Source organism: Streptomyces sp. R-07 (assembly GCF_049913175.1).
GTDB lineage: Bacteria > Actinomycetota > Actinomycetes > Streptomycetales > Streptomycetaceae > Streptomyces.
In genome coordinates, this window is the sequence record NZ_CP183978.1 from 6,208,776 (window position 1) to 6,233,193 (window position 24,418).

Genomic DNA, 24,418 nt, shown 5'->3' on the forward strand with positions numbered 1-24,418 from the left:
GATCCCTTTCGATCGGGTACGGCCCCCAAGCTACTGCGCGACGAGTCCCTTCGCGTCGCGGGCGAGCGCGGTGAGCCGGGAGATCGCCCGGAAGTACTTCTTGCGGTAGCCGCCGTTCAGCATCTCGTCGCTGAAGAGCCGGTCGAACGGAAGACCGGAGGCGAGCACGGGTATCTCGCGGTCGTAGAGCCGGTCGGCGAGGACGACGAGCCGCAGTGCCGTCGACTGGTCCGGGACCGGCTGGACGTCGGTGAGGCAGACCGCGCTGAGATCGTCGGTGAGGGCGCCGTACCGGCTCGGGTGAACCTTGGCCAGGTGTTCGAGCAGGTGCGGGAAGTCGTCGAGGGAGGCGCCCGGCGTCGCGTACGCGGTCTCGGTGACCACCTGGTCGGAGTACGGGGACGGAGCTTCGGGCAGACCGCGGTGGCGGTAGTCCTCGCCGTCGATCCGCAGTGGCATGAAGTGGGCCGAGAGGCCCTGGATCTCGCGGAGGAAGTCGGCGGCGGCGAAGCGGCCCTCGCCGAGCTTGCCGGGGAGCGTGTTCGAGGTGGCGGCGAGGGCCACGCCCGACTCGACGAGCTTGCCGAGGAGGCTGGAGACGAGGACGGTGTCGCCCGGGTCGTCGAGCTCGAATTCGTCGATGCAGAGGAGACGGTGTTCGCTCAGCGTCTTCACGGTCTGCTGGAAGCCGAGCGCGCCGACCAGATTGGTCAGCTCGACGAAGGTGCCGAATGCTTTCAGCGCGGGCTCCGCGGGGGTCGCGTGCCACAGCGAGGCGAGCAGGTGGGTCTTGCCGACGCCGTACCCGCCGTCGAGGTAGACCCCGCGCGGGCCGCTCGGGGCGGCCGGCTTCTTCGCGAACCAGCGGCGCTTGCCGGCGCCGGTGGCGTGCGCTCCGCCGAGGCCCTCGGCGAAGGAGCTCAGGGCCTTGACGGCGTCCGTCTGGCTCGGCTGGTTCGGGTCGGGGAGGTACGTGTCGAAGCGTACGGAGTCGAAGCGTGGCGGCGGCACCATCTCCGCGACGAGCCGGTCGGCGGGGACGTGGGGCTCTCGGGAGCAGAGCGAGAGCGGGGCCGCATCGGTGGAGGCGGCTTCGGTGAGGGCACGGGTCGACACAGTTCCCCACTGTAAGCGCCGTGTCAGACTTCGATCATGCGCCAGCTCTTCCCTGTGACGGACATGACAGCCCCTGCCGCCGCCTCCGACCGGGAGTGGTCGCTCGACGCGCTCGCCGACGCCTACGCGTATCCGGAGGGCGACGTTCCGTGGCTGCGGGCCAACATGGTCTCCTCGCTCGACGGGGCCGGCCAGCACGAGGGGCGCTCCCAGCCGCTCTCCTCCGATACGGACATGCGGATCTTCGGGATCCTGCGCGGGCTCGCCGACGTGGTCGTGGTGGGCGCGGAAACGGTTCGTCTGGAGGGCTACCGCCCGGCCCGCGCACGCGAGGCCTTCGCGGCCCGCCGCGCCGCCGCCGGACAGGGCCCGGCGCCCGTGATCGCCGTGGTCAGCGCCTCCCTGAACCTGGACTTCTCGCTGCCGCTCTTCACCGAGCCGCTGGTACCGACCCTGGTCCTCACCGGGACGGGCGCGCCCTCCGAGCGGATCCGGGCCGCCCGCGAGGCCGGCGCCGAGGTGCTGTTCGCGGGCGACGGGGCCCGGGTGGTGCCGGCCCGCGCGGCGGCGGTGCTCGCGGAGCGCGGGCTGCGGCGCCAGCTGACCGAGGGCGGGCCCCGGCTGCTCGGCCAGTTCGTGGGGGCGGGGGTCCTCGACGAGCTGTGTCTGACGGTCTCGCCGATGATGACTGCGGGTGATGCTCAGCGGATCGCCGGGGGCCCTTCGGTGGCCGTGCCGACACGCTTCCAGGTGGCTTCCGTGCTGGAGCAGGACGGCTTCCTCTTCACCCGCTACCGTCGGATCTGACAATCGGCGGAATTTGTCGTTCCGCTTACCGTCCGCTGGGCACACTTGCTGTCGTAGACCCCGTGCGGGCACGGGGAAGGATGGTTTCCGCAGAAGGGCTCCTGAGGTGTTCACAAGCGTTCTGATGATCGAGAAGCCCCTCACGTCCGTCGACGTGGAATTCGTCACCACCCTGCATGGCGACGAGGGCGTGTCCTTCATCGTTCTCATGCAGCCGCGTGGTGACCAGGCCGATGTACTGCTGCGTGCCATCGACGACGTCGCCATGGGCGAACTGAAGGAAGCCACGCGCGAGGGCGAAGAACCGGAGGGCAAGGCGGCCAGGGTCCCCGCCGAGCAGGCCCTGGAGATCTCGCTCCAGGCCCTGAGAAACGCCGGCTGCGAGGCGGTCGGCCAGGTCGTCGAGGACCACCCGCTCGACAAGATGAAGGCGGTGGTCGACGAGTCGGAGGCGGACGAGGTGATCGTTCTCACCGCCCCGCACTACGTGGAGGAGTTCTTCCACCGGGACTGGGCCTCCCGGGCCCGCCACAAGGTCGGCGTCCCCGTCCTGAAGCTCTTCGCCCACAGCGAGTAGCGACGACCGGACCGGGTCCGCGTCCTGTGCAGGGGGTGCGGACCCGGCCGGAGCGATCCGGCGTCCTGTGCAGGGGGTGCGGACCCGGCCGGAGCGATCCGCCGTCCCGTGCAGGGGGGCGCGGACACGGGCTCGGAGCCCGCCGGGGTCATTCGGCCGGAACCACTAGGCTGGGGGCTTCCACGCACGACGCACCCAGGGGAGAGATCCGCATGGCACCCGCCATCCCTGCCGCCATGGAACGGCCGCACTTCATCGGCATCGGCGGTGCCGGAATGTCGGGCATCGCGAAGATCCTCGCCCAGCGCGGCGCCAAGGTCGCCGGCAGCGACGCCAAGGAGTCCGCGACCGCCGAGTCGCTGCGCGCCCTCGGCGCCACCGTGCACATCGGGCACGCCGCCGAGCACCTCGCCGACGACGCCTCCGCCGTCGTCGTCTCCAGCGCCATCCGCGCCGACAACCCCGAGCTGGCCCGCGCCGCCGAGCTCGACATCCCCGTCGTCCACCGCTCCGACGCGCTCGCCTCCCTCATGGACGGCCTGCGCGCCATCGCGGTCGCCGGCACGCACGGCAAGACGACCACCACCTCCATGCTGGCCGTCGCCCTCACCGAGCTCGGCCTCGACCCCTCGTACGCCATCGGCGGCGACCTCGCGGGCCCGGGCACGAACGCCCGGCACGGCGCAGGAGAGGTCTTCGTCGCCGAGGCCGACGAGAGCGACCGCAGCTTCCAGAAGTACGACCCCGAGGTCGCGATCGTCCTCAACGTCGAGCTGGACCACCACGCGAACTACGCCTCCATGGACGAGATCTACGAGTCCTTCGAGGCCTTCACGGCCAAGATCCGCCCCGGCGGCACCCTGGTCGTCGGCGAGCACGCGGGCGCCCGCGAGCTGGCCCGCCGGGTCGCGGACCGCGAGGGTCTGGCCATCGTCACCGTCGGCGAGTCCGAGGACTCCGACGCCCGCATCCTGAAGATCGTCCCGAACGGGATGAAGAGCGAGGTGACGGTCCTCCTCGACGGCGTCGAGCACACCTTCACCGTCTCGGTCCCCGGCCGCCACTACGCCCACAACGCCGCCGCGGCCCTCGCCGCCGGCGCCCGCGTCGGCATCGACCCGGCCGAGCTGGCCCAGGCCCTGACCGCCTACACGGGCGTCGGCCGCCGGCTCCAGCTCAAGGGCGAGGCCAAGGGCGTGCAGGTCATCGACTCGTACGCGCACCACCCCACCGAGATGACCGCCGACCTGGAGGCGATGCGCGGCGCCGCCGGGGCCTCCCGCCTCCTCGTCGTCTTCCAGCCGCACCTCTTCTCCCGCACCCAGGAGCTGGGCAGGGAGATGGGCGACGCGCTGGCCCTCGCGGACGCCTCCGTGGTCCTCGACATCTACCCGGCCCGCGAGGACCCGATCCCGGGCATCACCAGCGAGCTGATCATCACGGCGGCCCGCGCCGCCGGCGCCGACGTCACGCCCGTCCACGACAAGGCGACCGTCCCCGACGTGATCGCGGGAATGGCCGGCCCCGGCGATCTCGTTCTCACGATGGGCGCGGGCGACGTCACGGACCTCGGTCCGCAGATCCTCGCCCGCCTGTCGAGCTGAGGGAGTGGACGAGCGATGGCGTACGAGGTCGAGAAGCCGGACGAGGAGTGGCAGGCGCAGCTGACCCCGTCGGAGTACCAGGTGCTCCGGCTGGCCGGCACGGAGCCCGCGTTCCGCGGTGAGTACACCGACACGAAGACGAAGGGCGTCTACTCCTGCCGCGCCTGCGGGGCGGAGCTCTTCACGTCGAACGAGAAGTTCGAGTCGCACTGCGGCTGGCCGTCCTTCTTCGACCCGAAGGACAGCGAAGCCGTCGAACTGGTCGCGGACACCACCCACGGCATGATCCGCACCGAGGTCCGCTGCGCCCGCTGCGGCTCCCACCTGGGTCACGTCTTCGAGGGCGAGGGCTACCCGACCCCGACGGACCAGCGGTACTGCATCAACTCGATCTCGCTGCGCCTGGAGCCCCAGGAGGACTGAAACCCGGACGGTACGTCAGCTGCCCCCTGTGGTAGGACTGTTGCGGATTGCAAACAGCCGGCAACGGGGGGCAGAAACGTGGCTGTCACGGTTCCGGACTGGGCCGACACCCTTCTCGATCTGATCGGTGTGGCCTGGCCGAACGTCGACGAGGACGCGTACCGCGAGATGGCGGACGCGCTGCGGGAGTTCGCGGACGACCTGGAGGACGACGGTCAGCTCGCGAACAACCATTTCGAGCGCTTGTTGTCCTCGGGCCAGGGCGAGTCGATGGACGCGCTCAACGAGCACTGGTCCAAGGTCAAGTCCAAGCACATCAAGGACATCTCCGGTGCGGCCCGCACGATCGCGGGCGGTCTGGACACGGCGGCCGGCGCGATCGAGGGGATGAAGCTCGCGGCGCTGGTGCAGCTGGGGTATCTGGCCGCCGAGGCGGGTATCGCGATCTCGCTGATCCCGGTGACGTTCGGTCTGTCGTCGTTGATCGGTGCGGGGGCGATGCGGGCCACGCAGGAGGTGGTCAAGCGGCTGATCAAGGAGTGTGTGGAGGAGGCCGTCGGGTACGTCGTGTCGGCGATGACCGAGCCGGCGGTGGCGGCCCTGGAGGGCATGGCGGCGGACCTGGTGGTGCAGTTGGGCGCGGTGGCGCTCGGGCTGCAGGACGGGGTGGACCTCGACCAGACCAAGGGCGCGGGTACGGACGGTTTCAAGGACGGGGTGCAGTCCGGCAAGGAGGCCATGCACCTGGCCTCGGCCGGAGGCGGCGGGGGTTCCAAGGGCCCGGGTGGCGGCTTGAAGAACCTGCACATCGAGCATGCCGAGCACACCCACGCCTCCACCCAGCTGAACACCGTCAGCGTGAGCATCCACGGCAAGACGGCGGGCAAACTCACGAAGGCGAAGACCGCGCACGGCCGCACGCGGGGGCGTGACTCGATCGCCGACGCGATCGACCCGATCGCGGACAAGGCGATGGAGGCCCTGACCAAGGCCGCGAAGACGATGGGCGACCACGTCGGCCAGACGCTCCCGAAGGTCGTCAAGCAGATCTCGGTCGACCACAAGAACACCGACGACGACCTCCGTGACCGCTTCGCCCGCCAGCGCAAGGGCGACCACGACAACGACGGGAAGGGCGGTGCGGGCGGCGGTGGCGGAGGGAACGGCAATCCCCCCGGCGGTGGCGGCAACGGCGGCTCCGGCAACAACCCCGGCGGCAACCGCATCACCCCGGCTCCGCCCTGGCACGGCAGCTCGGCGGGCACCATGCGCCACCACCGCACCGACCCGCTGGACGTCAGTCACCTCACGCCCGAGCAGCAGCGCGAGGCCCTGGTCCAGGAGGCCCGGGATCTCGCGGACAAGGCGCGCAAGGCCGACCCCGATAACCCGGACGACCCGAAGCACAAGATCGACCTGGCCAAGACCCACTTCCCGCCCGGCACGAATCTCCTCGACGGCTCGTGCGCCGGGAGCCTCCTGCACGACGGCGTCGTCACCAGCCACTCCAGCGCCACCAAGGGAGCCGGGCAGAAGACCCCTGACCTGCACCCGGCGATGCAGTCGATCTACGACCAGGTCGACCAACGAATCAGGGCCGAGGACGGATTCCCCGGCGCGGGTCATGGAAAATGTGCCGAGGCGAACCTCGTGTCGGACCGGCTCCGGCAGCTGGACCCCGACGGCACCGGGATCACCTCGGTCGAGAACGTCCGCGACGCGATGAAGGGGGCGCAGGTCTACAGCGTGCAGATCGGCGAGCAGATCAAGCCTCACCCTCTCGGCCACGGTGAGTACAAGCCGCCGTGCCGGTCCTGCGCGATAGCCATGGACATGGCCGGTATCACGGCGTACGCCGGATAAGGAGCACACATGCCGAGCATGAACACCCCAGAGGATGTCGACGCCTGGTTCCGGGAGTACGGATGGTTCCCGGGACGTGACGTGGCGGAGACCGTACCGGCGATGATCGCGGAGATCGTCGAGGAGTACCGGGCGGCGGGGTTCCCGGTGGATCTCTTCGAGGCCGCAGCGGCCTTCCTCGCCGAGCACGGCGGTCTGCGCCTCACGATCGACGCCCAGCGGGAGGACTACCTCTACTTCTCGCCGTACCTCGGCCACCGATCCATGCCGGAGGATGTCGCCGAGCTGAGCCGGGGCCTCGGCGTGCGGCTCTTTCCGATCGGGATCGACGGTTCGGAGGGCTCACCCGTCCTGATGGACGAACGGGGCCGGTTCTTCTTCATGCACCACACGGGTGACTACTACATGGGAGCCGACAAGTACGAGGCCATGATCTCCCTCGCCCACCCCCCCATGCAGGACGCGGAGGACCTCTATGTCTGACCTGATCCCCGGTACGGCGGCCTCGCTGCTCATCCACGGCACGATCACCAGCCACACCAACCTCACCGGCGACGGCGAGCCCCAGCTCCACCCCGCCGTGCGGGAGTTCTTCGACGGGCTTCCGCCGGCCCTGCGCGAGCCCTTCGTCGGCTACTGCGCCGAGTCCGCCCTCGTCTCCGACGAGCTCTTCGGCTTCGACCGGCAGCGCGCCGACGGCCGCACCGCCACCCTCGACGAGGCCGTCCCGCACTTCGCGGGCGCGGCGATCGTCGCCCGGAAGATCCGCCCGCACGGCGACCCCGAGCACGGCACCGAGGCCGAGGTGTGCCGCTCGTGCTCGGCGCTGCTCGACCGGCTGGGGATCGCGATCCTCCACGACCAGGCATGAGCGACGTACTGACGGAAGCCGGCTGGCGGCCCGGTCGCGACGCGGGGGACGCCGCCATGCTGGCGGTCCTCGTCGCGGTGACCGTCGGCGCGGAGCTCTTCCCCGCCGCCGAGCGGGCCGTGCGCGCGTTCCACGGCCTCACCGTCCTGCCCGCCGCGACCGGCGGCCGGGAGGTCGCCGCCGTCGGCAGCGTGGTCGACCCCCGCGAGGCCCGCCACGACGTCCCGTCCCTGAACCGGCTCGCCGGCTCCCTCGGCGTACGGCTCTTCCCGCTCGGCCGTGCGGACACGGACGCGCCGCTCGCGGTCGACGAGCACGGCCGGCTCCTGATGCTCGGCCCCGGCGGGCCCTGGCTCCTCGGCGAGACGGTCCACGACGGTCTGACGGCGCTCGCCACCGGGATCGCGCCGGCACGACTCCGCCCGCCCCGGTGGCGCCACCCGCTGCCCGGCCGCGAGAGCGACCTCGGCGCGGCCGTGCGAGCCGCCCTCGTCGCCGTGTACGTCCTCCACAGCTCCGGCGTCTACAGCGCCCGCGCGCTGCACCTGCGGGCCACCACGCTGCGGGGGATCGGCGCCGTGGCCGTGGACGAGGAGTTCCCGCTGCGCCCGGGGGCGCTTGAGGGCAACGCCGAGCCGCTCGCCGAGGCGATGACCGGTCGTCTCGCGGCGGAAGGGGTACGGGCGGGGTCCTGCGAGCTGGTCCTGACGGTGTCCGCCCCGCCCGGCACGGAGGGCCCGCCGTCGACGGTCGCCTGTGCCGTGACGGTGGGCGGCGAGGCCGGCGACGCCGCCCTGATCCTGTCGGCCGCGCTGTCCGCGACGTCCGGCCCCACGGCGAAGGCCCTGGAGGCCTGCGCCCGGGGGCTCGCCCACTGGGCGGAGTCCCCGGCCTGACCCACGCCCCGCCTAGTGGACCGAGAAGCCGCCGTCCACGAAGAGGGAGTGGCCCGTGACGTAGGCCGAGGAGGGGCTTGCCAGGAAGACGGCGGCGCCCGCGAAGTCCTGGGCCAGGCCGTTGCGGCCGGTCATCGTGCGGGCGGCCAGGGCGGCGACCTTCTCCGGGTCGGAGGACAGGCGCTGGTTCAGCGGGGTCATCACGAAGCCGGGGACCAGGGTGTTGGCCGTGACGCCGTACGGGGACCAGGCCTCGGCCTGCGAGCGGGCCAGGGACTCCAGGGCGCCCTTGGAGACTCCGTACGCCCCGCTCTGGACGAACGCGCGGTGCGCCTGCTGGGACGTGATGTGGATGATCCGGCCGAAGCCCCGCTCTGCCATGCCGGGGCCGAAGCGCCGGCCGAGGAGGAACGGCGCCTCAAGGTTCACCGTCATCGTCGTGTCCCACTCCTCGTCGCTCAACTCGCCGAACGGCGGACGGAGGTTGATGCCGGCGGAGTTCACCAGGATGTCGGGCTCCCCGAAGACCGCCGCCGCGGCCTCCGCCCCCTCCTTGATGCCCTCCCGGGTGCTCAGGTCGGCGCTCACCCAGGCCGCCCGGCAGCCCTCGGCCGTCAGCTCCTCGACGGTCGCGACGAGTTCGGCCTCCTTGCGCGCCACGATCACCACGCGCGCCCCGGCGCGGGCCAGGGCCCCGGCGATGGCCTTGCCGATGCCCGAACTGCCGCCGGTGACGAGGGCCGTGCGCCCTTCGAGCGAGAACAGTCCGGACAGGTAGCCGCCGGGGGTGGTGCTCATGGGAGTCGCTCCTCGGGTAGGTGGCGGGCAGGTACACGCATCCTGGCACACGTGTTCGCGGGGCGACGGCGACGGCCTCCCGGGACCCGAGGCCCCGGGAGGGTGCCCGTCGGGAGGGTGCCCGTCGGGAGGGTGCGTCAGAGCACGGCGAGCCGGTCCACCAGCAGTTCCGTCCTCCGCTCGGTGTCCTCCGGCGGCAGCCGTCCCGCCCGGGTCAGGGTCGCGAGGCCGTGCAGGGACGCCCAGAACACCTCGGTGAACATCCCCGGGTGGACGCCGTCCCCGGCGACCTCGCCCAGGCTCTCCAGCAGCGCGGCGAAGGCGTCCTTGAGGGGCTCCGGGGTGTCCTCCTGCGCGAACGCCAGGCCGCCGTCGAGCTGGAAAATGGCGTCGTAGACCGCCGGGTTGCGCGCGGCGAAGTCGAGGTAGCCGCGGGCGAGGGCGGCGACCCGCTCGCGCGGGCTGTTCGCCCGGGCGGCCGAGGCCCGCACCGCCGCGGCCATCTCGGCGGCGCCCTGGAGGGCGACGGCGCCGATGATCTCGCGCTTGCCGCGGAAGTGGCTGTAGAGGACGGGCTGGCTGTACTCGATGCGTTCGGCGAGCCGGCGGGTCGTGACCGCGTCCCAGCCCTGCTGCTCGGCGAGTTCGCGGGCCGTCGCCACGATGAGGCGTTCGCGGTCCGCCCGTTCGCGTTCCTTGCGTTCCTGTACCGACATGACTCGATCCTAGCACCGCTAGACAATCGAGCGGCAGAAGCGCTAGCGTTGCCCCATCAGCTAGCGGCGCTAGATCCCTGGAGGGGTCATCATGCTCAACGCACTTCAGGTCTTCACCACCGTGGTCGTCGGCGTGCTGGTGGGGGTGGAGTTCTCCGTCGCCTTCGTCATCAACCGGATCTTCGACGCCCTCCCGGAGGACAGCGGCCAGCTCGGCCGCGCCCACGGGGGCCGGATGCTCGGCGCCGTGATGCCGTTCTGGTACATCGGCTCGCTCGTCCTCGTCGTGGCCTGGGCCGCCGCCGCATGGCACCACCCCGGTACCGGCCTCGTCGTGACCGCCGGCGCGCTGCTGATCGTCAGCGTGCTCATGTCGGTCCTGCTGCTCGTCCCGATCAACAACCGGAGCAAGACGTGGACCCCCGACAACCGGCCCGCCGACTGGAAGGAGCAGTCGAACCGCTGGGACCGCTACCACTACGCCCGCGTCGCCGTCCTCATCGCCGCCTTCGCCGTGCTGGTCGCCGCCCTCACCTGAGTCCGCGCACCACCCGCCCGTCCGTCGGCCGCAACCGCCCGGCCGACGCCCAGATCCCCGTCGCCGCCGTCGCCCGTACGTAGGCGGCGAAGTCGCGGGGCTCGCGGCCGAGGGCGCGCTGGACGCCGTCGCCGAGGGTGGCGAAGCGGCTCTCGGCGATCCAGCCGAAGAGCGTGTTCAGGAGGGCGGTGAAGTCCTCCGGCAGGCCCTTCCCCGTCGCGTACGTCGAGAACTCGTCCGGTGCGGCCGGGCGGTACGTGATGTTCCTGCCCGTCGCCCGGGCGATCTCCTCCGTCACCGCGCCCAGGGTGAGCAGCCGCGGGCCGGACAGTTCGTACGCCTGCCCGGCGTGGCCGTCCTCGGTGAGCGCCGCCACGGCGACGTCCGCGACGTCCTCGACGTCCACGAACGGCTCCGCGCCCGTCCCCGTCGACCACACGACCTCGCCGTCCAGGACCTGCCCGCGGAAGAACGCCTCCTCGCTGAAGTTCTGCGCGAACCAGGCCGGCTTCAGGAGCGTCCACTCCGCGCCCGACTCCCGCACCGCGCGCTCACAGGGCAGCTTCTCCTCGCCCTCGGCCGCCACCCAGTCGCGGTGCGAGAGGAGGACCAGCCGCTCGACACCGGCCGACGCGGCGAGCTTCCCGAAGGCGCTCATCGAGGTCGCCGCGTCGCTCCGCATCGAGTCGACCAGATAGGCCGCTCCTGCGCCGTCGAGCACCGGCTCCCACGTGTTCTCGTCGTTCCAGTCGAACCGGGCGGGCCCCTGACGGGACGCCGCCCGGACCTCGTACCCGCGTTCCTTCAGCCGGGAGACCACGCGGCGGCCCGTCTTGCCCGTCCCGCCGAGGACCAGGATCGGCCTCGGCTTCGTCCTCTTGTCGTTCGTCTTCGTCGTCATGCGATCAGCCAAACCGTCGGCCGGTGAGTCACGGAATGGTTCACGCGCTCATCTCGATGTCTCAGCCGCTCAGGCTCTCTAGACTCGCCCCGTGGATCCGCTCGCAAGCCTTCTGTACGAAGTCCGCTCCGACGGCGCCCTGTTCAGCCGCAACATCCTCGTCCCGCCCTGGTCGATCGGCTTCGCCGACGGCACCCCTCTCGCCGTCGTCACCATGCTCCGCGGCACCGGCTGGGTCGTCCCCGGCGGCGACACCGCCCCCGTCGCCCTCGGCCCCGGCGACGTGGCCGTCGTGACCGGCGCGGAGCCGTTCACCGTCACCGACGACGCCCGGGCCCGGACCCCGCCCTTCTACGTCATCCACCCCGGCCACTGCACCACCGCCGACGGCGAGGACGTCAGCGAGGACGTCATCCTCGGCCTCCGCACCTGCGCCAACGCCCCCGGCGGCACGACCGTGCTCCTCACCGGCAGCTACCAGGTCGACGGCCGCGTCTCCGAACGCCTCATCGGCGGCCTGCCCCGCGTGCTCGTCGTCCCCCAGGACGGCAAGGCCGGACCGATCCTCGAACTCACCGACCGCGAGATCAGCCGCGACGACCCCGGCCAACAGGCCGTCCTCGACCGGCTCCTGGACCTCCTGCTGCTGTCCACCCTCCGGGAGTGGTTCGCCCGCCCCGAGTCCGACCCGCCCGCCTGGTACCGCGCGCTCGGCGACCCCGTCGCGGGCCGGGCCCTGCGCCTCATCCACGACCGGCCCGCGCGCCCGTGGACCGTGACCGCCCTCGCCGAGGCGACCGGCGTCTCCCGCGCCACACTCGCCCGCCGCTTCACCGACCTCGTCGGCGAACCGCCCATGACGTACCTCACCGGCTGGCGCCTCGCCATGGCCGCCGACCTGCTGTCCCGCACCGACGCCACCGTGGAGTCGATCGCCCGACAGGTCGGCTACCAGAGCGCGTTCGGGCTCAGCGTGGCCTTCAAACGCGTCTACGGAACCCGGCCCAGCGAGCACCGCGCCGGGGTGTAGCCGGCGGCGTCACCTGGCCTTGAACACGAACTTCTCGACCTCGCTGCGGTCCAGGTTCCAGAACGTCACCGACGGCTTCTGGCCGACGTTCACGAACTGGACCTCGTCGGACAGCGCCACGTCGATCGGCGAGCCGTCGTTGTTGCTGCTCGGGTCCGCGTACGCCAGGCCGAACGACTCGTACGTGTCCGTCTTCTCGCCCCCCAGGAACAGCTTCACGCCCGCGTACGCCTTCTGCTTCGGCCCGATCGTGGCGAGCGCCTTCGGCTGCGACTCCATCGGCTGGAGCGGGCTGTCGACGTCCTGACCGAAGGTGATGAACGGGTAGTTGTAGAGGGTGCACGGCTTGTCGGTCACGTTCGTGGCCGTGATCAGGAGGTGCTGACCCGAGTCATGCGCCCAGTACGACGTGCCGATCGACAGGTCCCCGTCGGCGCAGGCCGGGGCCTTGCCCGTGTTCCCCGTACCGGAGCCGCCCGAACCCGAGCCACCGGGCTTGCCGGAGCTCGTCGCGCCGGGCTTCGCGGACTCGCTCGCGCTGGGCTTCGCCGAGTCGCTCGGGCTCGGGGCGGCGGTCGGGGCGGAGTCGCTCGCGCTCGTGGTACCGGACGGGGTCGGCGCCGCCGCCCCGTCCTCCGTACCGCCGTCCGGCCCGCACGCCGTGGACGAGAGGAGCGCGGCCACGGCCGCGGCTCCCAGGGCGTACGTCTTCCAGCTCTTGCGGGCAGCGCGCATGGTGGTCCCCCGTGTACTTCGCATGGCTCGAACGTGTTGCTGTCGAGCGGATTCTGCACCGGAGCGGCTGCCGTATGCCCCTTCGCTCCGGCTCGTTACGAACCGAGGACATGGAGGTGATGCTTCCGCACGCGCACCTCAGCCGAGCCGGCTGAGGAACTCCGTCCAGGTGATGGGGGAGAGGGCGAGCTGCGGACCGGTGGGGTTCTTGGAGTCGCGGACGTGGACGGTGGTGGGGCAGGGCGACCTCGACGCGTTGCTGGTCGAGGCGCTGGCCTCGCGGTGGGCGGTGCTGGATCGCGTACCGGTCGGGAAGACCGTACGGGCCGAGCTCGACCTCGGTCCGCACGGGCCCGCGCGGCCATGAACTCCCGGGCGCGGGAACCGCACTGCCGACACCCGGCATCCCGGTCTTCTCCCGTCTGCCGACATCGCTTCATGAAACCGCCGGATCGTGCGGCTATCTTGCTCGCTGAGTCGTGAGGGCGGGCGTGCCCATGCTGGATGCGCGCACCGCCACGGGGACACCATCGGACGGGGGTGGAGGGCATGGGCGCCCGAGCGAGCGCGGGCACTTCCGGTGCGCGCGGGGGAAGGGTGGCCGAGGAGGTGCCGGGGTTTCGCGCCGGGCCCCTCGTGGTGCTGGTGCTCGGGCTGCTCCTGGGGGCGCTGTCGCTGCTCGTGATGCTTCCGGCGGCCCAGCATCTCCGCTCCTTCCAGGACGGTGAGCGGGCCCGGGCGACGCTGCTGACGAACGGCCCGTGCATGACGGGCCGGTGCAAGGTCGCGTTCGAGGTCGAGGGGCGGGCCGTCGTGGCGGAACTGCCGGTGGGGAGCGGCGGCAGGCACGGTTCCGCCGGCACCCGCCTGACCATCCGGTACCGGACGGACGATCTCCGGGCGGTCGCCACGGAAAGGGACCTGTCCGGCGGCGGGGCGGCCGTGCTCACCGTGGGGTCGGGCGCCGCCGGCCTGTTCTTCGTGGTGATGTCGGTCTGGTCGGCGGTCCTCGCGCGGCGGCGGCCCGCGGAGCCCGTCCGTGGCCCGGCCTCCCGGAGGGGAGGCCGGACCGCGGCTGAGTGTCCGGGCCGCGGGATCACCGCGGCCCGGACGCCGCCTCGTCAGGTCAGACGACCTGGCCTCCCGGGACCCGTGGAGCCGGGGCGTACCCCGCCGGGCGGGTCGTGAACGTGCCACGGCCCTGGGTGCGGCCGCGCAGGCGGGACGCGTAGCCGAACAGCTCGGCCAGCGGCACCGTCGCCTCCACCACCGCCGTGCCGGCGCGGGTCGTCTGGTCCGTGACCCGGCCCCGGCGGGCCGCGAGGTCGCCGAGGACCGCGCCGACGGACTCCGCCGGAACGGTGACCGTCACCTCGGCCACCGGCTCCAGCAGGGTCATCTCGCTCGCGCGGAGCGCCTCGCGCAGCGCGAACCGGCCCGCCGTACGGAACGCCATCTCCGAGGAGTCCTTCGGATGCGTCGCGCCGTCCGTGAGCGTGACCCGGACACCCGTCACCGGGTGGCCGCCGAGGGGACCCTCGACGAGGGCGTCCCGGCAGCCGGCCTCGACCGCGCGGATGTACTCCTGCGGGACGCGGCCGCCCGTGACCGTCGACCGGAACTCGAACTCCTCCTCGCTCCCCGTCGGTTCGACGTCGATGACGACATGGGCGAACTGGCCCGCGCCGCCGTCCTGTTTGACATGACGGTGGAGGAGACCCGTGACGCCCTTCGCCACCGTCTCCCGGTACGCGACCTGCGGCCGGCCGACCGTGACCTCCAGGCCCCGGTCGCGCCTGAGCTTCTCCACCGCGACCTCCAGGTGCAGTTCGCCGAGACCCGACAGGACCGTCTGGCCCGTCTCCGGATCCGATCGCACCACGAGCGACGGATCCTCCTCCGTCATCCGGGCGAGGGCCGTCGCCAGGCGGCCCGTGTCCGTGCTGCGGCGGGCCTCCACCGCGACCGAGACCACCGGGTCCGCGGTCGTCGGCGGTTCGAGGACGACCGGCGCGTCCGGGGCGCACAGCGTCGCCCCGGCACGGGCGGACTTCGGCCCGACGACGGCGACGATGTCACCGGCGCGCGCCGCGTCCACCTCCGTCGCCCGGTCGGCCTGGACGCGCAGGATGCGGGCGATCCGCTCCGTACGCCCGGCGGCCGTGTCCAGCACGGTGTCCCCCTTTCCGATCGTGCCCGCGTAGACGCGGAGGTAGGTCATGCGGCCGGTGGCCGTCGCGGTCACCTTGAACGCGAGTGCCGTGAACGGCGCCTCCGGATCCGCCGGGACCTCGCCGCGCACCGGCGGCATGTCCGACGGCGCCGGGAGGTACGCGACGACCGCGTCGAGCAGCGGCTCGATGCCCCGGTTGCGGTACGCCGAGCCGCACAGCACGACCACGGCGTCCCCGGAGAGCGTGAGGTCCCGGAGCGCGCCCTTCAGGGTCTCCTCGGAGAGCGTGCCCCGCTCGCAGAACTCCTCCAGGGCACCGGGATGCAGCTCCGCCACCGTCTCCACCAGGCCGCGCCTGCGACGCAGGGCCTCGTCCCGGAGCTCGTCGGGGACCGGCAGGTCGGCGAACGTGTCGGCGCCTTCGGCCCACACGTACGCCCGCATCCGGACCAGGTCCACGACGCCCGTGAAGCCGTCCTCGCGCCCGATGGGGAGCTGGACGGGGAGGGGGATCGTGCCCAGGCGGGTACGGATCGACTCGACGGCGCTGTCGAGCTCCGCGCCCGCGCGGTCCAGCTTGTTGACGAACGCGAGGCGCGGGACGCCGTGCCGGTCGGCCTGCCGCCACACCGTCTCGCTCTGCGGCTCGACGCCCGCCACCGCGTCGAAGACGGCGACGGCGCCGTCGAGGACGCGGAGCGAGCGCTCGACCTCGTCGGAGAAGTCGACGTGCCCGGGCGTGTCGATCAGGTTGATGCGGTGCCCGGCCCAGTCGCAGCTGACGGCCGCGGCGAAGATCGTGATGCCCCGGTCCCGCTCCTGCGGGTCGAAATCGGTGACGGTGGTGCCGTCGTGGACCTCGCCGCGCTTGTGGGTGGCGCCGGTGAGGAACAGGACCCGCTCGGTGACGGTGGTCTTGCCGGCGTCGACGTGGGCGAGGATGCCGAGGTTGCGGATGTCCAGAGTGGTACGCACGGTGTCGTGCCTTTCGCTGCTGCGTTGCGTGAAGAACGGGGCAGCGCGATTCCCGGACGGATCCCTTGGGGGATCCCTGACGGATCCCTGGGGGATCAGTACGTCACGGGTCGGCGATGGCGGGCGCGCAGCCGCCACCGGCCGGGGCGAGAGGCGAGGATCACGTCGAAGCGGCGCGTACGCACGGTCGGCTCTCCTCGGTAGACACTCGCGGCACGGCGCACCGGTCGGTGCGCCGTGCCGCGAGTCTAGGGAGGGTCACCGCGCGAGCGACACCGGTTTATTCGGCGGGGTGGTCGCCAGGGTGGTCGGCGGGCTTTTCGGCGAGCTGCTCGGCGGACTGTTCCGCGGGCTGGAGGAGGTCCCAGCGGTTGCCGTACAGGTCCTCGAAGACGGCGACCGAGCCGTACGGCTCGTGGCGCGGCTCCTCCAGGAACTTCACGCCGGCCGCGGACATGCGCTCGTGGTCCCGGGCGAAGTCCTCCGTGTGGAGGAAGAAGCCGACCCGGCCGCCGGTCTGATTGCCGACCGAGGCCTCCTGCTCCTCGTTCTTGGCGCGCGCCAGGAGCAGTCCGGCGTTGCCGAGACCGCCGACACCGGCCGCGCCGCGCGGGCGGACGACGACCCAGCGGCTTCCGTCGCCCCGGTCGGTGTCCTCGACGAGGTCGAAGCCGAGGGCGTCGGTGTAGAAGGCGATGGCCTCGTCGTAGTCACGGACGACGAGGGTGACGAGTGCGATGGACGGCATTACCCCAACGTAATGCCGTGAAGCGGTGGAATCGACCCGCGTCGACCCGCGTCGCGGCAAGGGGTGACCCTTGCGGGAAGGCGGGTGCGTACGAGGGTCCGGGGGAGGGGCGGGCGAGGGTCGGGACCGGGGCCGCGGTGGCCAGGGCCGTGCGGGCAGCGGGTTTGCCCGGGGGTCTGCCCCCGGGCACCTTCCGGAGACCGCCCACGGCGTGTTTCGTGGCGGGGGTCCGTGTCGTCGTCGAAAGGCGTTCCCTTGTTGCACGAGCGAGGCCCTGACCGGGCCACCGGCAAACAGCCAGCACCCCGGGTCCCGGCCCCCGCGGACCCCGCCGGGGTCATGGCCCTTCAGCGCAGCGCCGGAAACGCCGCGGTGCTGCACATGCTGCAACGCGCGGGCCACCCGTACGCACAGCACCAGCACGGGGCGGGCTGCGGCCATCAACAGGCCACGGCGGCCGGCGCCCCGGTCCAGCGATCCGCCGTCCAGGAAGTGCTGGCGGGATCCGGCAGGCCGCTCGACGCCCCGCTGCGGGAGGAGATGGAATCCCGCCTGGGCGCGGACTTCTCCGACGTCCGCATCCACGAGGACAGCGCCGCCCGGGCTTCGGCGGCCGGGGTCGGGGCTCGCGCCTACACGTCCGGCAACCACGTCGTCATCGGCGACGGCGGCGGCGACAAGCACACCCTCGCGCACGAGCTCACCCATGTGATCCAGCAACGGCGAGGGCCCGTCTCCGGCGCCGACAACGGCGACGGGCTGTCGGTCAGCGACCCCGGTGACCGCTTCGAGCGCGCAGCCGAGGCCAACGCCGACCGCGTCATGTCGGGGCCGGTTCCGCAGGTACAGAGGGCCGGCCGGGACACACCCCACGCAGACGGGGGGCACGCCCACCGTTCGGCCACCGTGGTCCAGCGCGCCACCGGAGGAGGCCATGCGCAGGGCGACCACGTGTTCAACGCCCTCGACACCACGGCCGCGAGCATCGCGGCGGCCCTCGAGGCGCGTGCGACCGCGTTTCGCAGGGGTCAGGAACTCGACGACGACACCAAGCGAGCCATCGGGCGAAATGCAGCCCTCGCCACGAAGTTCTCCGCGCGACTCGCTGCGGTGACGACCGCCTGCACGACTCTGCGGGCGACCGCGACACTGGCCGGAAACCTCGGCCATCCGCACGACGTGAGCGTTCCCCACTATTCGTTCATCGCGACCCTGGCGGAGGACTCGGTCTCGGGACCGGACGCGAACGCCGGGACGTTCGGAGACTTCTCCCGCGACCTGACCCAGAAAGCCGCGGCGGCAGGGACGGACGGATGGGAGCTCGGCGACCTGAACGTCACCAGTCAGGCCTGGGGGGCCTTCCTCGAAGCAAGGATCTTCGACCCGGACGCGGTGACGAAGATCAGGAACAACCGCCTGGGGAACGGCCAGGCAAACGCCTTCAACACCTGGCTCACGAACACCAAGAACGAGTACGCGCTTCTCTACTTCCAGCTCCTGGCGGCGATGACCGCACTGAACACCTTCATCCGGTGGGCCAAGGACACCCAGAACAACATGTACGAGATCCAGGACGCCGGTCAGAGCGACTGGGCACGGGCCGACGCGGACACCTACGTGTCACCCGCGACGGAGGAGTAGGAGCCGGCGCCGCGAGGAGACGGTGGGGCGCGGGGCGGTGACGGCGTTCGGCGCCGGTGCGAGAATGCCCCGCATGGACGCGCAGGAGTTCGAGGTGCTCGTCGGGCGGGCGCGGGGGCTCGCCGTGCCCGGAGGCCGGCGGATCCTCGGGATCGCCGGCGCGCCCGGGGCCGGGAAGTCGACGCTCGCCGCGCGGCTCGTCGCCCGGCTCGACGGGCTCGCCGTGCTCGTTCCGATGGACGGGTTCCATCTCGCGCAGGCGGAGCTGGAGCGCCTCGGCCGGGCCGGTAGGAAGGGCGCGCCGGACACCTTCGACGCCGCCGGGTACGCCGCGCTGCTCGCCCGGCTACGGGCCCCCGTACCCGGCACCACCGTCTACGCGCCCGCGTTCGACCGCTCCCTGGAGGAGCCCGTCGCCGGGGCGGTACCCGTCGCCCCCGACGTACCGCTCGTCGTCACCGAGGGGAACTACCTCCTGCACGACGAGGGCGCCTGGGCCGCCGTCCTGCCCCTCCTCGACGAGGCCTGGTACCTCGACCTGGACGCCCGGCGCCGGGTGCCGCGCCTCGTCGAGCGGCACGTCCGCTTCGGCAAGGACCGGGCGCACGCCGAGCGCTGGGTCCACGACTCGGACGAGGCCAACGCCCGCCTGGTGACCCGCGGCCGGGACCGCGCACATCTGGTCGTGCGGATGTCGTAGGGGGCGCCGGGCGTCGCGGGCCAGGCGGTGCCTTCCGGATGCCGACGTCACCCGTGATCACGGCCGGGCGCGAGCAGGAACCGCCCACCCCGTCCGCCCGTCATCTCCACGGGGGTCGCCGCGGAATCGGCAACGCCCGTCATCTCCACGGGGGTTGCCACCCTCCCGGCACCCCTTTCGCTCTTCACCGCCGAGGTCCGAGGAGAACCATGGTCGACACCGTCCAGTCACTGGCCGCCCGCCTTCACGAACTGCTGGTGGCGTTCCTGACCCAGGGTCCCGCCGCGGTGGGCACCGCGGGCGCCCACGACGTCGTCGCGCGGGCCACGGCGCTCGGCCCCGACGGCGCGTGGATCGTCGCCGCGGGCCATGCGTGCCTGGGCGATGTGGCCTGCTTGCAGGGACAGACGGACCTGGCCGTCTTCCACTTCGATGCCGCGGTGGCGGCCGGCTACAACGACTGCGTGGCGCTGCACGTCGCCCCGATACGTCCGCTGCACCGCGATCCCCGATTCCAGGCCCTGTACCAGCGGATGCGCGTCACCCAGGCCGATCTCGACGAGTTCTTCTGGCTGCACCAGGAGATGCAGACCATGGTGAGGGAGGCCCAGGACGCGAGCGTCGACAACCTCGGCCGCCTCGACACCGGGGTGTCGCTGCTCCCGCAGGCCCCCCTGCCGACCCGCGAACCGAACACCCCCGGCGTCCTGATCACCCGCATCGATCTCGCGGCTGCCCAGACCGCGCTCCAGCAGACCGCCCTGAAGGCGGAGTTCCAGCGCAGCGCCGGCAACACCAGCCTCAGCCTCATCGACGACTCGTGGGACTACACCCGGGCCAGACGCGACGCCTGGTACGCCGACGATCTGGATTCCCGTCGCCAGCGCGCCGCCGAGGCCCGGGCCTTCGTCGAACGCCCCGGCGCCGGCACCGTACTCGTTCCCTGCCCGCCGCTGGGCTCCATCACGTACCCCGCCTGAGGACCGCGACGCCCCCGCCGTAGGGCGGGGGCGTCAGTGGCTGCCACTGAGGCACTCAGGCTCGGGTCAGCCAGTCCTCTTCCAGGCCGTCGAGAACGAACCCGTTCTCGAAGCGCACCCTGTACCTGATCCGAGAGCCGCCTCCGCCGTCGAACGCCGAGTGCTGGACGATCCGCTGACGGAAGTCGTCGAGCACACCGGCAGTGAAGGGGTCGGTCCGGATGCCGCGGACCTGCTGATCGAAGCTCGCGAGCGCGTCCTGGCCGCCCACACCACCGGCTTGCGTCGCCGAAGCAGCGACGATGCCCGCAAGCCCCTCGGCCAGGAACAACGGACCGGGAAAGCCGCTCCTGCCCACCCCGTCGTGCGCGCTGACCTGCACATCCCTGGCCAACTTCACCTTCGCGCCTGTCTCGTACGGCACAGGTGTACCCCCCTTGTTCGATCTCGGCTGTGATCACGAAAAGCGTAGTCGGCGACCCCGGTGAGAGAAGGGTCCTGCGACATGGCCGGTGTCGGCACCGCGACCGCAGCCGCACTCCTCGTCCGGCTCCGCTCACAGCACGGAGAAGCCGCTCACTCCTGGGACTTGAGCTGGTTCAACCAGTCGCCGTGGGCCGGTCTCCATCGGTCCACTTCATCCAGCGGTGCCGTGTAGGTCACTGTGACAACGAACATGGACGGACCGTAGCGGAACGCCGAGGACTGCCGCGATCACGTTCCGTGATCCGGGAGAGAGGCCCCACCTCCTACGGCTCTGTCGACGAACCCGCGGGTGATCGACGCCACTTGGGCGATCCGGGCCGTCGTGTTGAGCGTGTGGAAGTCGACGTGGGTGTCGCAGGCGCGGACCGAGCGGCCCGCCACCGTGGTCCCGGCGCAGAGGAGGATGCGGTTCTCGGCGCTCGTGGGCTCGGGGGGGGAAGTCGACGGTCCGCGTGGACGCGTCGATCGTGCCGGGGCCGCCCTTCGCGAAGACTGTTACGCCTCGCGCCCCGCGTGCTCCGTCGCCGCCACCGCGAGCGCCCTGACCAGGGGGTGCGGGCGGGTGCCGTCGCCCGCGAGTTCCGGCTGGAAGAGGGTCGCCAGGAAGAAGGGGTGCGAGGGGAGTTCGGCGATCCGGATCCCGCCCTCCTCGTCCGCGCCCGTGAAGCGCAGGCCGTGCGCCCGCAGGGTGTCCAGGTGGCGGCTGTCCGGTCCGTAGTTGCAGTGGTACCGCTCCGTCGTGCGCTCCGCGCCGAGCGCCTTCTCGGCGAGCGAGCCGGGCGTGACCCGTACGACGCCCTCGTGGCCGACGAGCGAGCAGGCGAGCGGCGCGATCAGCAGATCGCCGGCGTCGGCCTCCGGGTCGTTCTCGGCGTGCGCCGCCCGCTCCAGGCCGCAGACGTCCCGCGCGTACTCGATCAGGGCGTGCTGGAAACCGGCGCACGTGCCGAGGAACGGGATGCCGTCCTCGCGGGCCGTACGGATCGCCGCGAGGGCCCCCGCCTCGCTCGCGTACGGGCTCCCCGGCAGCACCCACACCGCGTCGAAGCCCTTCACGGCGCCCGGGGCCTCCGCGTCGACCGTCGGGATCCAGTACGCGTCGAGGGCGAGCCCGTCCCGCTCGGCGAGGGCGTCCAGGAGGACCGGGATGCGGACGTGCGAGCGGACGTGCGGGGAGCGGTCGCCGACCAGGGCGATCCGAGGGGTGTGCGAGGGCATGTGCGTGTTCGTGTTCATGGCCACCATGCTGGGCGGCGGCCCCCGTTCACGTCCAACGATCATTCCTGCACCATCCATCACGAATGCTTATGTCCGCCAGGCTAGGGTGGCCGCATGACGAACGATCACGACTGGGAGACCCGCGTCGCCGCCCTCTGGGAGCGCATCGACGAGCACGAGCCCGCCGACTTCCGCGCCCGCGTCGCCGCACTCGCCGCCGAGCGGCCCGCCGACGACCCGGCCGCCCTCTTCGAGCTGGGCGCCGCCCACGACTCCACCGGCATGCCCGAGCAAGCCGTCGTCCACTACCAGCGGGCCCTCGACCTCGGCCTCACCGGACTGCGCCGCCGTCGCGCCGTCATCCAGCTCGCCAGCAGCCTGCGCAACCTCGGCCGCCCCGACCGCAGCGTCGAACTCCTCACCGAGGAACGGGCCCGCCCCGCCGACCGGCTCGACGCCGACGAGCAGGCCCTCTCCGGCGCCGTCGACGCCTTCCTCGCCCTCGCCCTCGCCGACACCGGCCGCGACCGCGAGGCCGCCTCCCTCGCCCTCGGCGCCCTCGCGCCCCTGCTGCCCCGCTACAACCGCTCCCTCGCCTACTACGCCAAGGACCTCCTGAAGACCCCCTGGGGGTCCTGAGCCGGTGGACCCGCACCTCCTCCGTACGTACGTCACCGTCGCCCGGCTCGCGTCCTTCTCCGAGGCCGCGCGCGAGCTGGGCTACACCCAGTCCGCCGTCTCCCAGCACATCGCCGCCCTGGAGACCGACCTCGGACTGCCCCTGCTCACCCGGCGGCCCGTCGCCCCCACCCCCGCCGGGGAACGGCTCCTCGAACACGCCGAGGCGCTGCTGCTCCGCCTCGAAGCGGCCCGCGCCGACCTCGACCGGTTCGCCGCCGCGCCCCGCGCCACCCTGAGCGTCGCCGTCTCCCCGCTCGCCCTCACCCCCCGTACCCTCGCCGCCCTGCCCGCCACCGGCGTCACCCTGCGCGCGCTGCCCCGCGAGCAGGTGCCCGTCGCCGTCGCCACCGGCGAGGCGGACGCCGGGCTCGTCGACGGCATCGCCGCGCCCAGCGACCCGCTGCGGCTGCCCGACGTCGCCCCGCTCACCGCGACCGGCGTCGCCGAGGAACCGCTCGCCGTCGTCCTGCCCGCCCACCACCCCCTCGCCGGACGCCCCGGGCTCCGCCTCGACGACCTCGTCGACGCCCGCTGGCTGGACGCGCCCGCCGCCGGCATCCCCCTCGACCGGCTCCGGGCCGTCCACGGCGGGCCCGCAGGACGCGGCTTCCGCCCCGCCCTGCGCTACGACGGCACCGACACCCGCACCCTCGCCGCCCTGGCCGCCGCCGGTCACGGTCTGGCGCTCCTGCCCCTCGTCGCGGCGGAGGGCGTCCCGGGAGCCACCGCCGTTCCCCTGGTCGCTCCCCGCCTCGTCCACCGCACCGAACTCCTCCTCCCGGCCGGCGCGCAGCGCGAACTCCCGGCCGCCGCGGACCGTGCCCTTCCGGCCGGCGCGCAGCACGACCGCGGGCCCGGTGCGGACCGCGAACCCACCGGCCCGGTGGCCGAGTTCGCGAGACGGCTCAAGAGCTGACACCGGCAGTCGCTACCCTGGGCCCAACGGCGACGGAAGGCGGACGGGCGTGGGGTGGCTGCGACGAGGACCCAGGCGGGACGGCGACGACGCACCGAGGGACCCCGAGTTCGCGTACTTCTCCCAGCGCGAGGCCGCCCTCTTCCGCGGTCGCGTCCGCGAGACCTTCGCCGAACTCGGCCTGGAGGTCACCGTCTACGCCGACCACGTCATCGACGACAAGGCCCGGCGCTTCGGACTCGGCAACCTCGCCGCCGTCTGCCACCAGGACCACCGCGGCCCCCGCGTCTGGCCGAGCCTGATCCACCGCCACATCGGCCTCGTCGTCCGCGCCATGGACGGCCCCTCCGCGCTCGACACCCTGCCGCCCGAGCAGATCCGCTCCCAGCTCTACCCCCGGGTCGTCAGCGGCGACGGCATCGACGCCGCCGCCTTCGGCTACGCCAGGACCGTCGCCCCCGGCCTCTACGAGGTCCTCGCCCTCGACCTGCCGGAGAGCGTCATGATGCTCACCGACGAGGCCCTCGAACGGCTCGGGGACCACGCGCAGCTGCGCGACCGCGCCCTGCGGAACCTGCGCGGGCTGCCCGTCGAGGAGCACGAGACCGTGCGGGACGCCGACGGCATGTGCTTCGAGATCATCCTCGGCGACTCCTTCTACACCGCGAGCCGCGTCCTCGACCTCGACGGGGTCGTCCAGCGGGTCACCGGCCTCCCGCTCGGCGAGCACGGCGCCCTCGTCGCCATGCCCTTCCGGCACCAGCTCGCCTTCCACCCCATCCGGGACACCTCGATCATCCCCGCCCTCGGCGCGATGGCCTCCTTCGCCGCCTCCGGATACGAGGACGTGCCGGGCGCCATCAGCCCGTACGTCTTCTGGTGGCGGGGCGGCACGCTCACCCAGCTCAGCGAGCACGACGAGGAGCGGGGCGACCTGCGGATCGTCGTCGGCGACGACTTCCACGACCTCCTGGAGCGGCTCATCGCGCAGGGCCCCGACCGCCGCTGAAGCGGCCGTCGCCGAT

26 protein-coding genes and 2 pseudogenes are annotated in these 24,418 nt (G+C 72.5%); 18 read left to right on the forward strand and 10 right to left on the reverse strand.

All coding sequences use genetic code 11. The features are described 5' to 3' along the window. Positions 1–30: 30 nt before the first annotated feature. Positions 31–1,116 carry a cell division protein ZapE gene (gene zapE, locus ACN9M0_RS28470; protein ID WP_366042505.1) on the reverse strand — a complete coding sequence of 362 codons (1,086 nt, stop codon included), beginning with the start codon at positions 1,114–1,116 and terminating at the stop codon, positions 31–33. 36 nt (positions 1,117–1,152) lie between these two features. On the opposite strand from zapE, the gene ACN9M0_RS28475 reads away from it, so the two are divergent. The 8 genes from ACN9M0_RS28475 (at position 1,153) to ACN9M0_RS28510 (ending at position 8,157) form a co-directional block, all read left to right on the forward strand. Further along, positions 1,153–1,923 carry a pyrimidine reductase family protein gene (locus ACN9M0_RS28475; RefSeq protein WP_399701262.1) on the forward strand — a complete coding sequence of 257 codons (771 nt, stop codon included), beginning with the start codon at positions 1,153–1,155 and terminating at the stop codon, positions 1,921–1,923. Between the two features lie 106 nt (positions 1,924–2,029). Further along, entirely contained in the window at positions 2,030–2,500 is a 471-nt protein-coding gene (locus ACN9M0_RS28480) for an indole-3-glycerol phosphate synthase (protein WP_366042507.1), read from the forward strand. A 212-nt stretch (positions 2,501–2,712) separates the two neighbouring features. After that, entirely contained in the window at positions 2,713–4,104 is a 1,392-nt protein-coding gene (gene murC, locus ACN9M0_RS28485) for a UDP-N-acetylmuramate--L-alanine ligase (RefSeq protein ID WP_366042508.1), read from the forward strand. A 15-nt stretch (positions 4,105–4,119) separates the two neighbouring features. After that, positions 4,120–4,527, forward strand: coding sequence for a peptide-methionine (R)-S-oxide reductase MsrB (msrB, locus tag ACN9M0_RS28490; protein WP_366042509.1), 408 nt, complete (start codon positions 4,120–4,122; stop codon positions 4,525–4,527). A gap of 78 nt (positions 4,528–4,605) precedes the next feature. Then, on the forward strand, positions 4,606–6,390 hold the full coding sequence (locus ACN9M0_RS28495; RefSeq protein ID WP_426404417.1) for a YwqJ-related putative deaminase: 1,785 nt from the start codon (positions 4,606–4,608) through the stop codon (positions 6,388–6,390). An 18-nt stretch (positions 6,391–6,408) separates the two neighbouring features. Continuing rightward, positions 6,409–6,873 carry an SUKH-3 domain-containing protein gene (locus ACN9M0_RS28500; protein WP_366042805.1) on the forward strand — a complete coding sequence of 155 codons (465 nt, stop codon included), beginning with the start codon at positions 6,409–6,411 and terminating at the stop codon, positions 6,871–6,873. Further along, positions 6,866–7,261 (forward strand): YwqJ-related putative deaminase, encoded by a 396-nt coding sequence (locus tag ACN9M0_RS28505; protein WP_366042804.1) that lies wholly within the window; start codon positions 6,866–6,868, stop codon positions 7,259–7,261. The genes ACN9M0_RS28500 and ACN9M0_RS28505 overlap by 8 nt, the downstream gene beginning before the upstream one ends. Further along, positions 7,258–8,157, forward strand: a complete 900-nt coding sequence (locus ACN9M0_RS28510) for an SUKH-3 domain-containing protein (protein ID WP_426404418.1) — start codon at positions 7,258–7,260, stop codon at positions 8,155–8,157. Before ACN9M0_RS28505 ends, ACN9M0_RS28510 begins: the two co-directional genes overlap by 4 nt. 12 nt (positions 8,158–8,169) lie before the next feature. Here the strand turns inward: ACN9M0_RS28510 and ACN9M0_RS28515 are convergent, their stop codons facing one another. Both ACN9M0_RS28515 and ACN9M0_RS28520 read right to left on the reverse strand, forming a co-directional pair. Further along, positions 8,170–8,955 carry an SDR family NAD(P)-dependent oxidoreductase gene (locus ACN9M0_RS28515; protein WP_366042802.1) on the reverse strand — a complete coding sequence of 262 codons (786 nt, stop codon included), beginning with the start codon at positions 8,953–8,955 and terminating at the stop codon, positions 8,170–8,172. A 137-nt stretch (positions 8,956–9,092) separates the two neighbouring features. After that, the gene (locus ACN9M0_RS28520; RefSeq protein WP_426404419.1) at positions 9,093–9,671 is read right to left on the reverse strand and encodes a TetR/AcrR family transcriptional regulator; all 579 of its coding nucleotides are present in this window, start codon (positions 9,669–9,671) and stop codon (positions 9,093–9,095) included. A 91-nt stretch (positions 9,672–9,762) separates the two neighbouring features. On the opposite strand from ACN9M0_RS28520, the gene ACN9M0_RS28525 reads away from it, so the two are divergent. Beyond that, complete coding sequence (locus tag ACN9M0_RS28525) at positions 9,763–10,209, forward strand: DUF1772 domain-containing protein (protein WP_366042800.1); 447 nt, start codon at positions 9,763–9,765, stop codon at positions 10,207–10,209. On the opposite strand, the gene ACN9M0_RS28530 is transcribed toward ACN9M0_RS28525, so the two are convergent. Beyond that, positions 10,202–11,110, reverse strand: a complete 909-nt coding sequence (locus ACN9M0_RS28530) for an NAD(P)H-binding protein (RefSeq protein WP_426404420.1) — start codon at positions 11,108–11,110, stop codon at positions 10,202–10,204. The genes ACN9M0_RS28525 and ACN9M0_RS28530 overlap by 8 nt on opposite strands. A 91-nt stretch (positions 11,111–11,201) precedes the next feature. Here ACN9M0_RS28530 and ACN9M0_RS28535 point away from each other — a divergent pair, with 91 nt between their 5' ends. Next, positions 11,202–12,140, forward strand: a complete 939-nt coding sequence (locus tag ACN9M0_RS28535; protein WP_426404421.1) for a cupin domain-containing protein — start codon at positions 11,202–11,204, stop codon at positions 12,138–12,140. Between the two features lie 9 nt (positions 12,141–12,149). Here ACN9M0_RS28535 and ACN9M0_RS28540 read toward each other — a convergent pair whose 3' ends face one another. Beyond that, positions 12,150–12,899: a DUF4232 domain-containing protein gene (locus ACN9M0_RS28540; RefSeq protein ID WP_366042797.1), complete on the reverse strand. Its 750-nt coding sequence runs from the start codon at positions 12,897–12,899 to the stop codon at positions 12,150–12,152. 114 nt (positions 12,900–13,013) lie between these two features. Continuing rightward, positions 13,014–13,118: pseudogene (locus tag ACN9M0_RS28545) on the reverse strand (DUF397 domain-containing protein); the annotation flags it as partial. Positions 13,119–13,131: 13 nt separating this feature from the next. On the opposite strand from ACN9M0_RS28545, the pseudogene ACN9M0_RS28550 reads away from it, so the two are divergent. Beyond that, a pseudogene (locus tag ACN9M0_RS28550) lies at positions 13,132–13,242 on the forward strand (ATP-binding protein); the annotation flags it as partial. Between the two features lie 242 nt (positions 13,243–13,484). Continuing rightward, positions 13,485–14,063, forward strand: coding sequence for a hypothetical protein (locus ACN9M0_RS28555; protein WP_426404422.1), 579 nt, complete (start codon positions 13,485–13,487; stop codon positions 14,061–14,063). Here ACN9M0_RS28555 and fusA read toward each other — a convergent pair. Together fusA and ACN9M0_RS28565 are read right to left on the reverse strand one after the other, a co-directional pair. Next, entirely contained in the window at positions 14,002–16,023 is a 2,022-nt protein-coding gene (gene fusA / locus ACN9M0_RS28560) for an elongation factor G (protein ID WP_366040258.1), read from the reverse strand. The two genes, ACN9M0_RS28555 and fusA, sit on opposite strands and share 62 nt — an antisense overlap. A 280-nt stretch (positions 16,024–16,303) precedes the next feature. Then, the gene (locus ACN9M0_RS28565; RefSeq protein WP_366040259.1) at positions 16,304–16,771 is read right to left on the reverse strand and encodes a VOC family protein; all 468 of its coding nucleotides are present in this window, start codon (positions 16,769–16,771) and stop codon (positions 16,304–16,306) included. A gap of 339 nt (positions 16,772–17,110) precedes the next feature. On the opposite strand from ACN9M0_RS28565, the gene ACN9M0_RS28570 reads away from it, so the two are divergent. The 3 genes from ACN9M0_RS28570 (at position 17,111) to ACN9M0_RS28580 (ending at position 20,092) form a co-directional block, all read left to right on the forward strand. Next, complete coding sequence (locus ACN9M0_RS28570) at positions 17,111–18,412, forward strand: DUF4157 domain-containing protein (RefSeq protein ID WP_426404423.1); 1,302 nt, start codon at positions 17,111–17,113, stop codon at positions 18,410–18,412. A gap of 64 nt (positions 18,413–18,476) precedes the next feature. Beyond that, positions 18,477–19,112 (forward strand): nucleoside/nucleotide kinase family protein, encoded by a 636-nt coding sequence (locus ACN9M0_RS28575; RefSeq protein WP_399701284.1) that lies wholly within the window; start codon positions 18,477–18,479, stop codon positions 19,110–19,112. Positions 19,113–19,321: 209 nt separating this feature from the next. Next, the gene (locus ACN9M0_RS28580) at positions 19,322–20,092 is read left to right on the forward strand and encodes a hypothetical protein (protein ID WP_366040261.1); all 771 of its coding nucleotides are present in this window, start codon (positions 19,322–19,324) and stop codon (positions 20,090–20,092) included. Positions 20,093–20,147: 55 nt separating this feature from the next. Here ACN9M0_RS28580 and ACN9M0_RS28585 read toward each other — a convergent pair whose 3' ends face one another. Together ACN9M0_RS28585 and ACN9M0_RS28590 are read right to left on the reverse strand one after the other, a co-directional pair. After that, the gene (locus tag ACN9M0_RS28585; RefSeq protein ID WP_366040262.1) at positions 20,148–20,516 is read right to left on the reverse strand and encodes a hypothetical protein; all 369 of its coding nucleotides are present in this window, start codon (positions 20,514–20,516) and stop codon (positions 20,148–20,150) included. 557 nt (positions 20,517–21,073) lie between these two features. Further along, positions 21,074–21,814 carry a CTP synthase C-terminal region-related (seleno)protein gene (locus tag ACN9M0_RS28590; protein WP_366040263.1) on the reverse strand — a complete coding sequence of 247 codons (741 nt, stop codon included), beginning with the start codon at positions 21,812–21,814 and terminating at the stop codon, positions 21,074–21,076. Between the two features lie 96 nt (positions 21,815–21,910). Here ACN9M0_RS28590 and ACN9M0_RS28595 point away from each other — a divergent pair, with 96 nt between their 5' ends. Genes ACN9M0_RS28595 through ACN9M0_RS28605 form a run of 3 tightly spaced genes read left to right on the forward strand, consistent with a single transcriptional unit; the run spans position 21,911 to position 24,402 of the window. Beyond that, positions 21,911–22,435 carry a tetratricopeptide repeat protein gene (locus tag ACN9M0_RS28595; protein ID WP_366040264.1) on the forward strand — a complete coding sequence of 175 codons (525 nt, stop codon included), beginning with the start codon at positions 21,911–21,913 and terminating at the stop codon, positions 22,433–22,435. 4 nt (positions 22,436–22,439) lie between these two features. Beyond that, positions 22,440–23,393: a LysR family transcriptional regulator gene (locus ACN9M0_RS28600; RefSeq protein WP_399701289.1), complete on the forward strand. Its 954-nt coding sequence runs from the start codon at positions 22,440–22,442 to the stop codon at positions 23,391–23,393. A 49-nt stretch (positions 23,394–23,442) separates the two neighbouring features. Further along, on the forward strand, positions 23,443–24,402 hold the full coding sequence (locus tag ACN9M0_RS28605) for a hypothetical protein (RefSeq protein ID WP_366040266.1): 960 nt from the start codon (positions 23,443–23,445) through the stop codon (positions 24,400–24,402). Positions 24,403–24,418 lie beyond the last annotated feature (16 nt).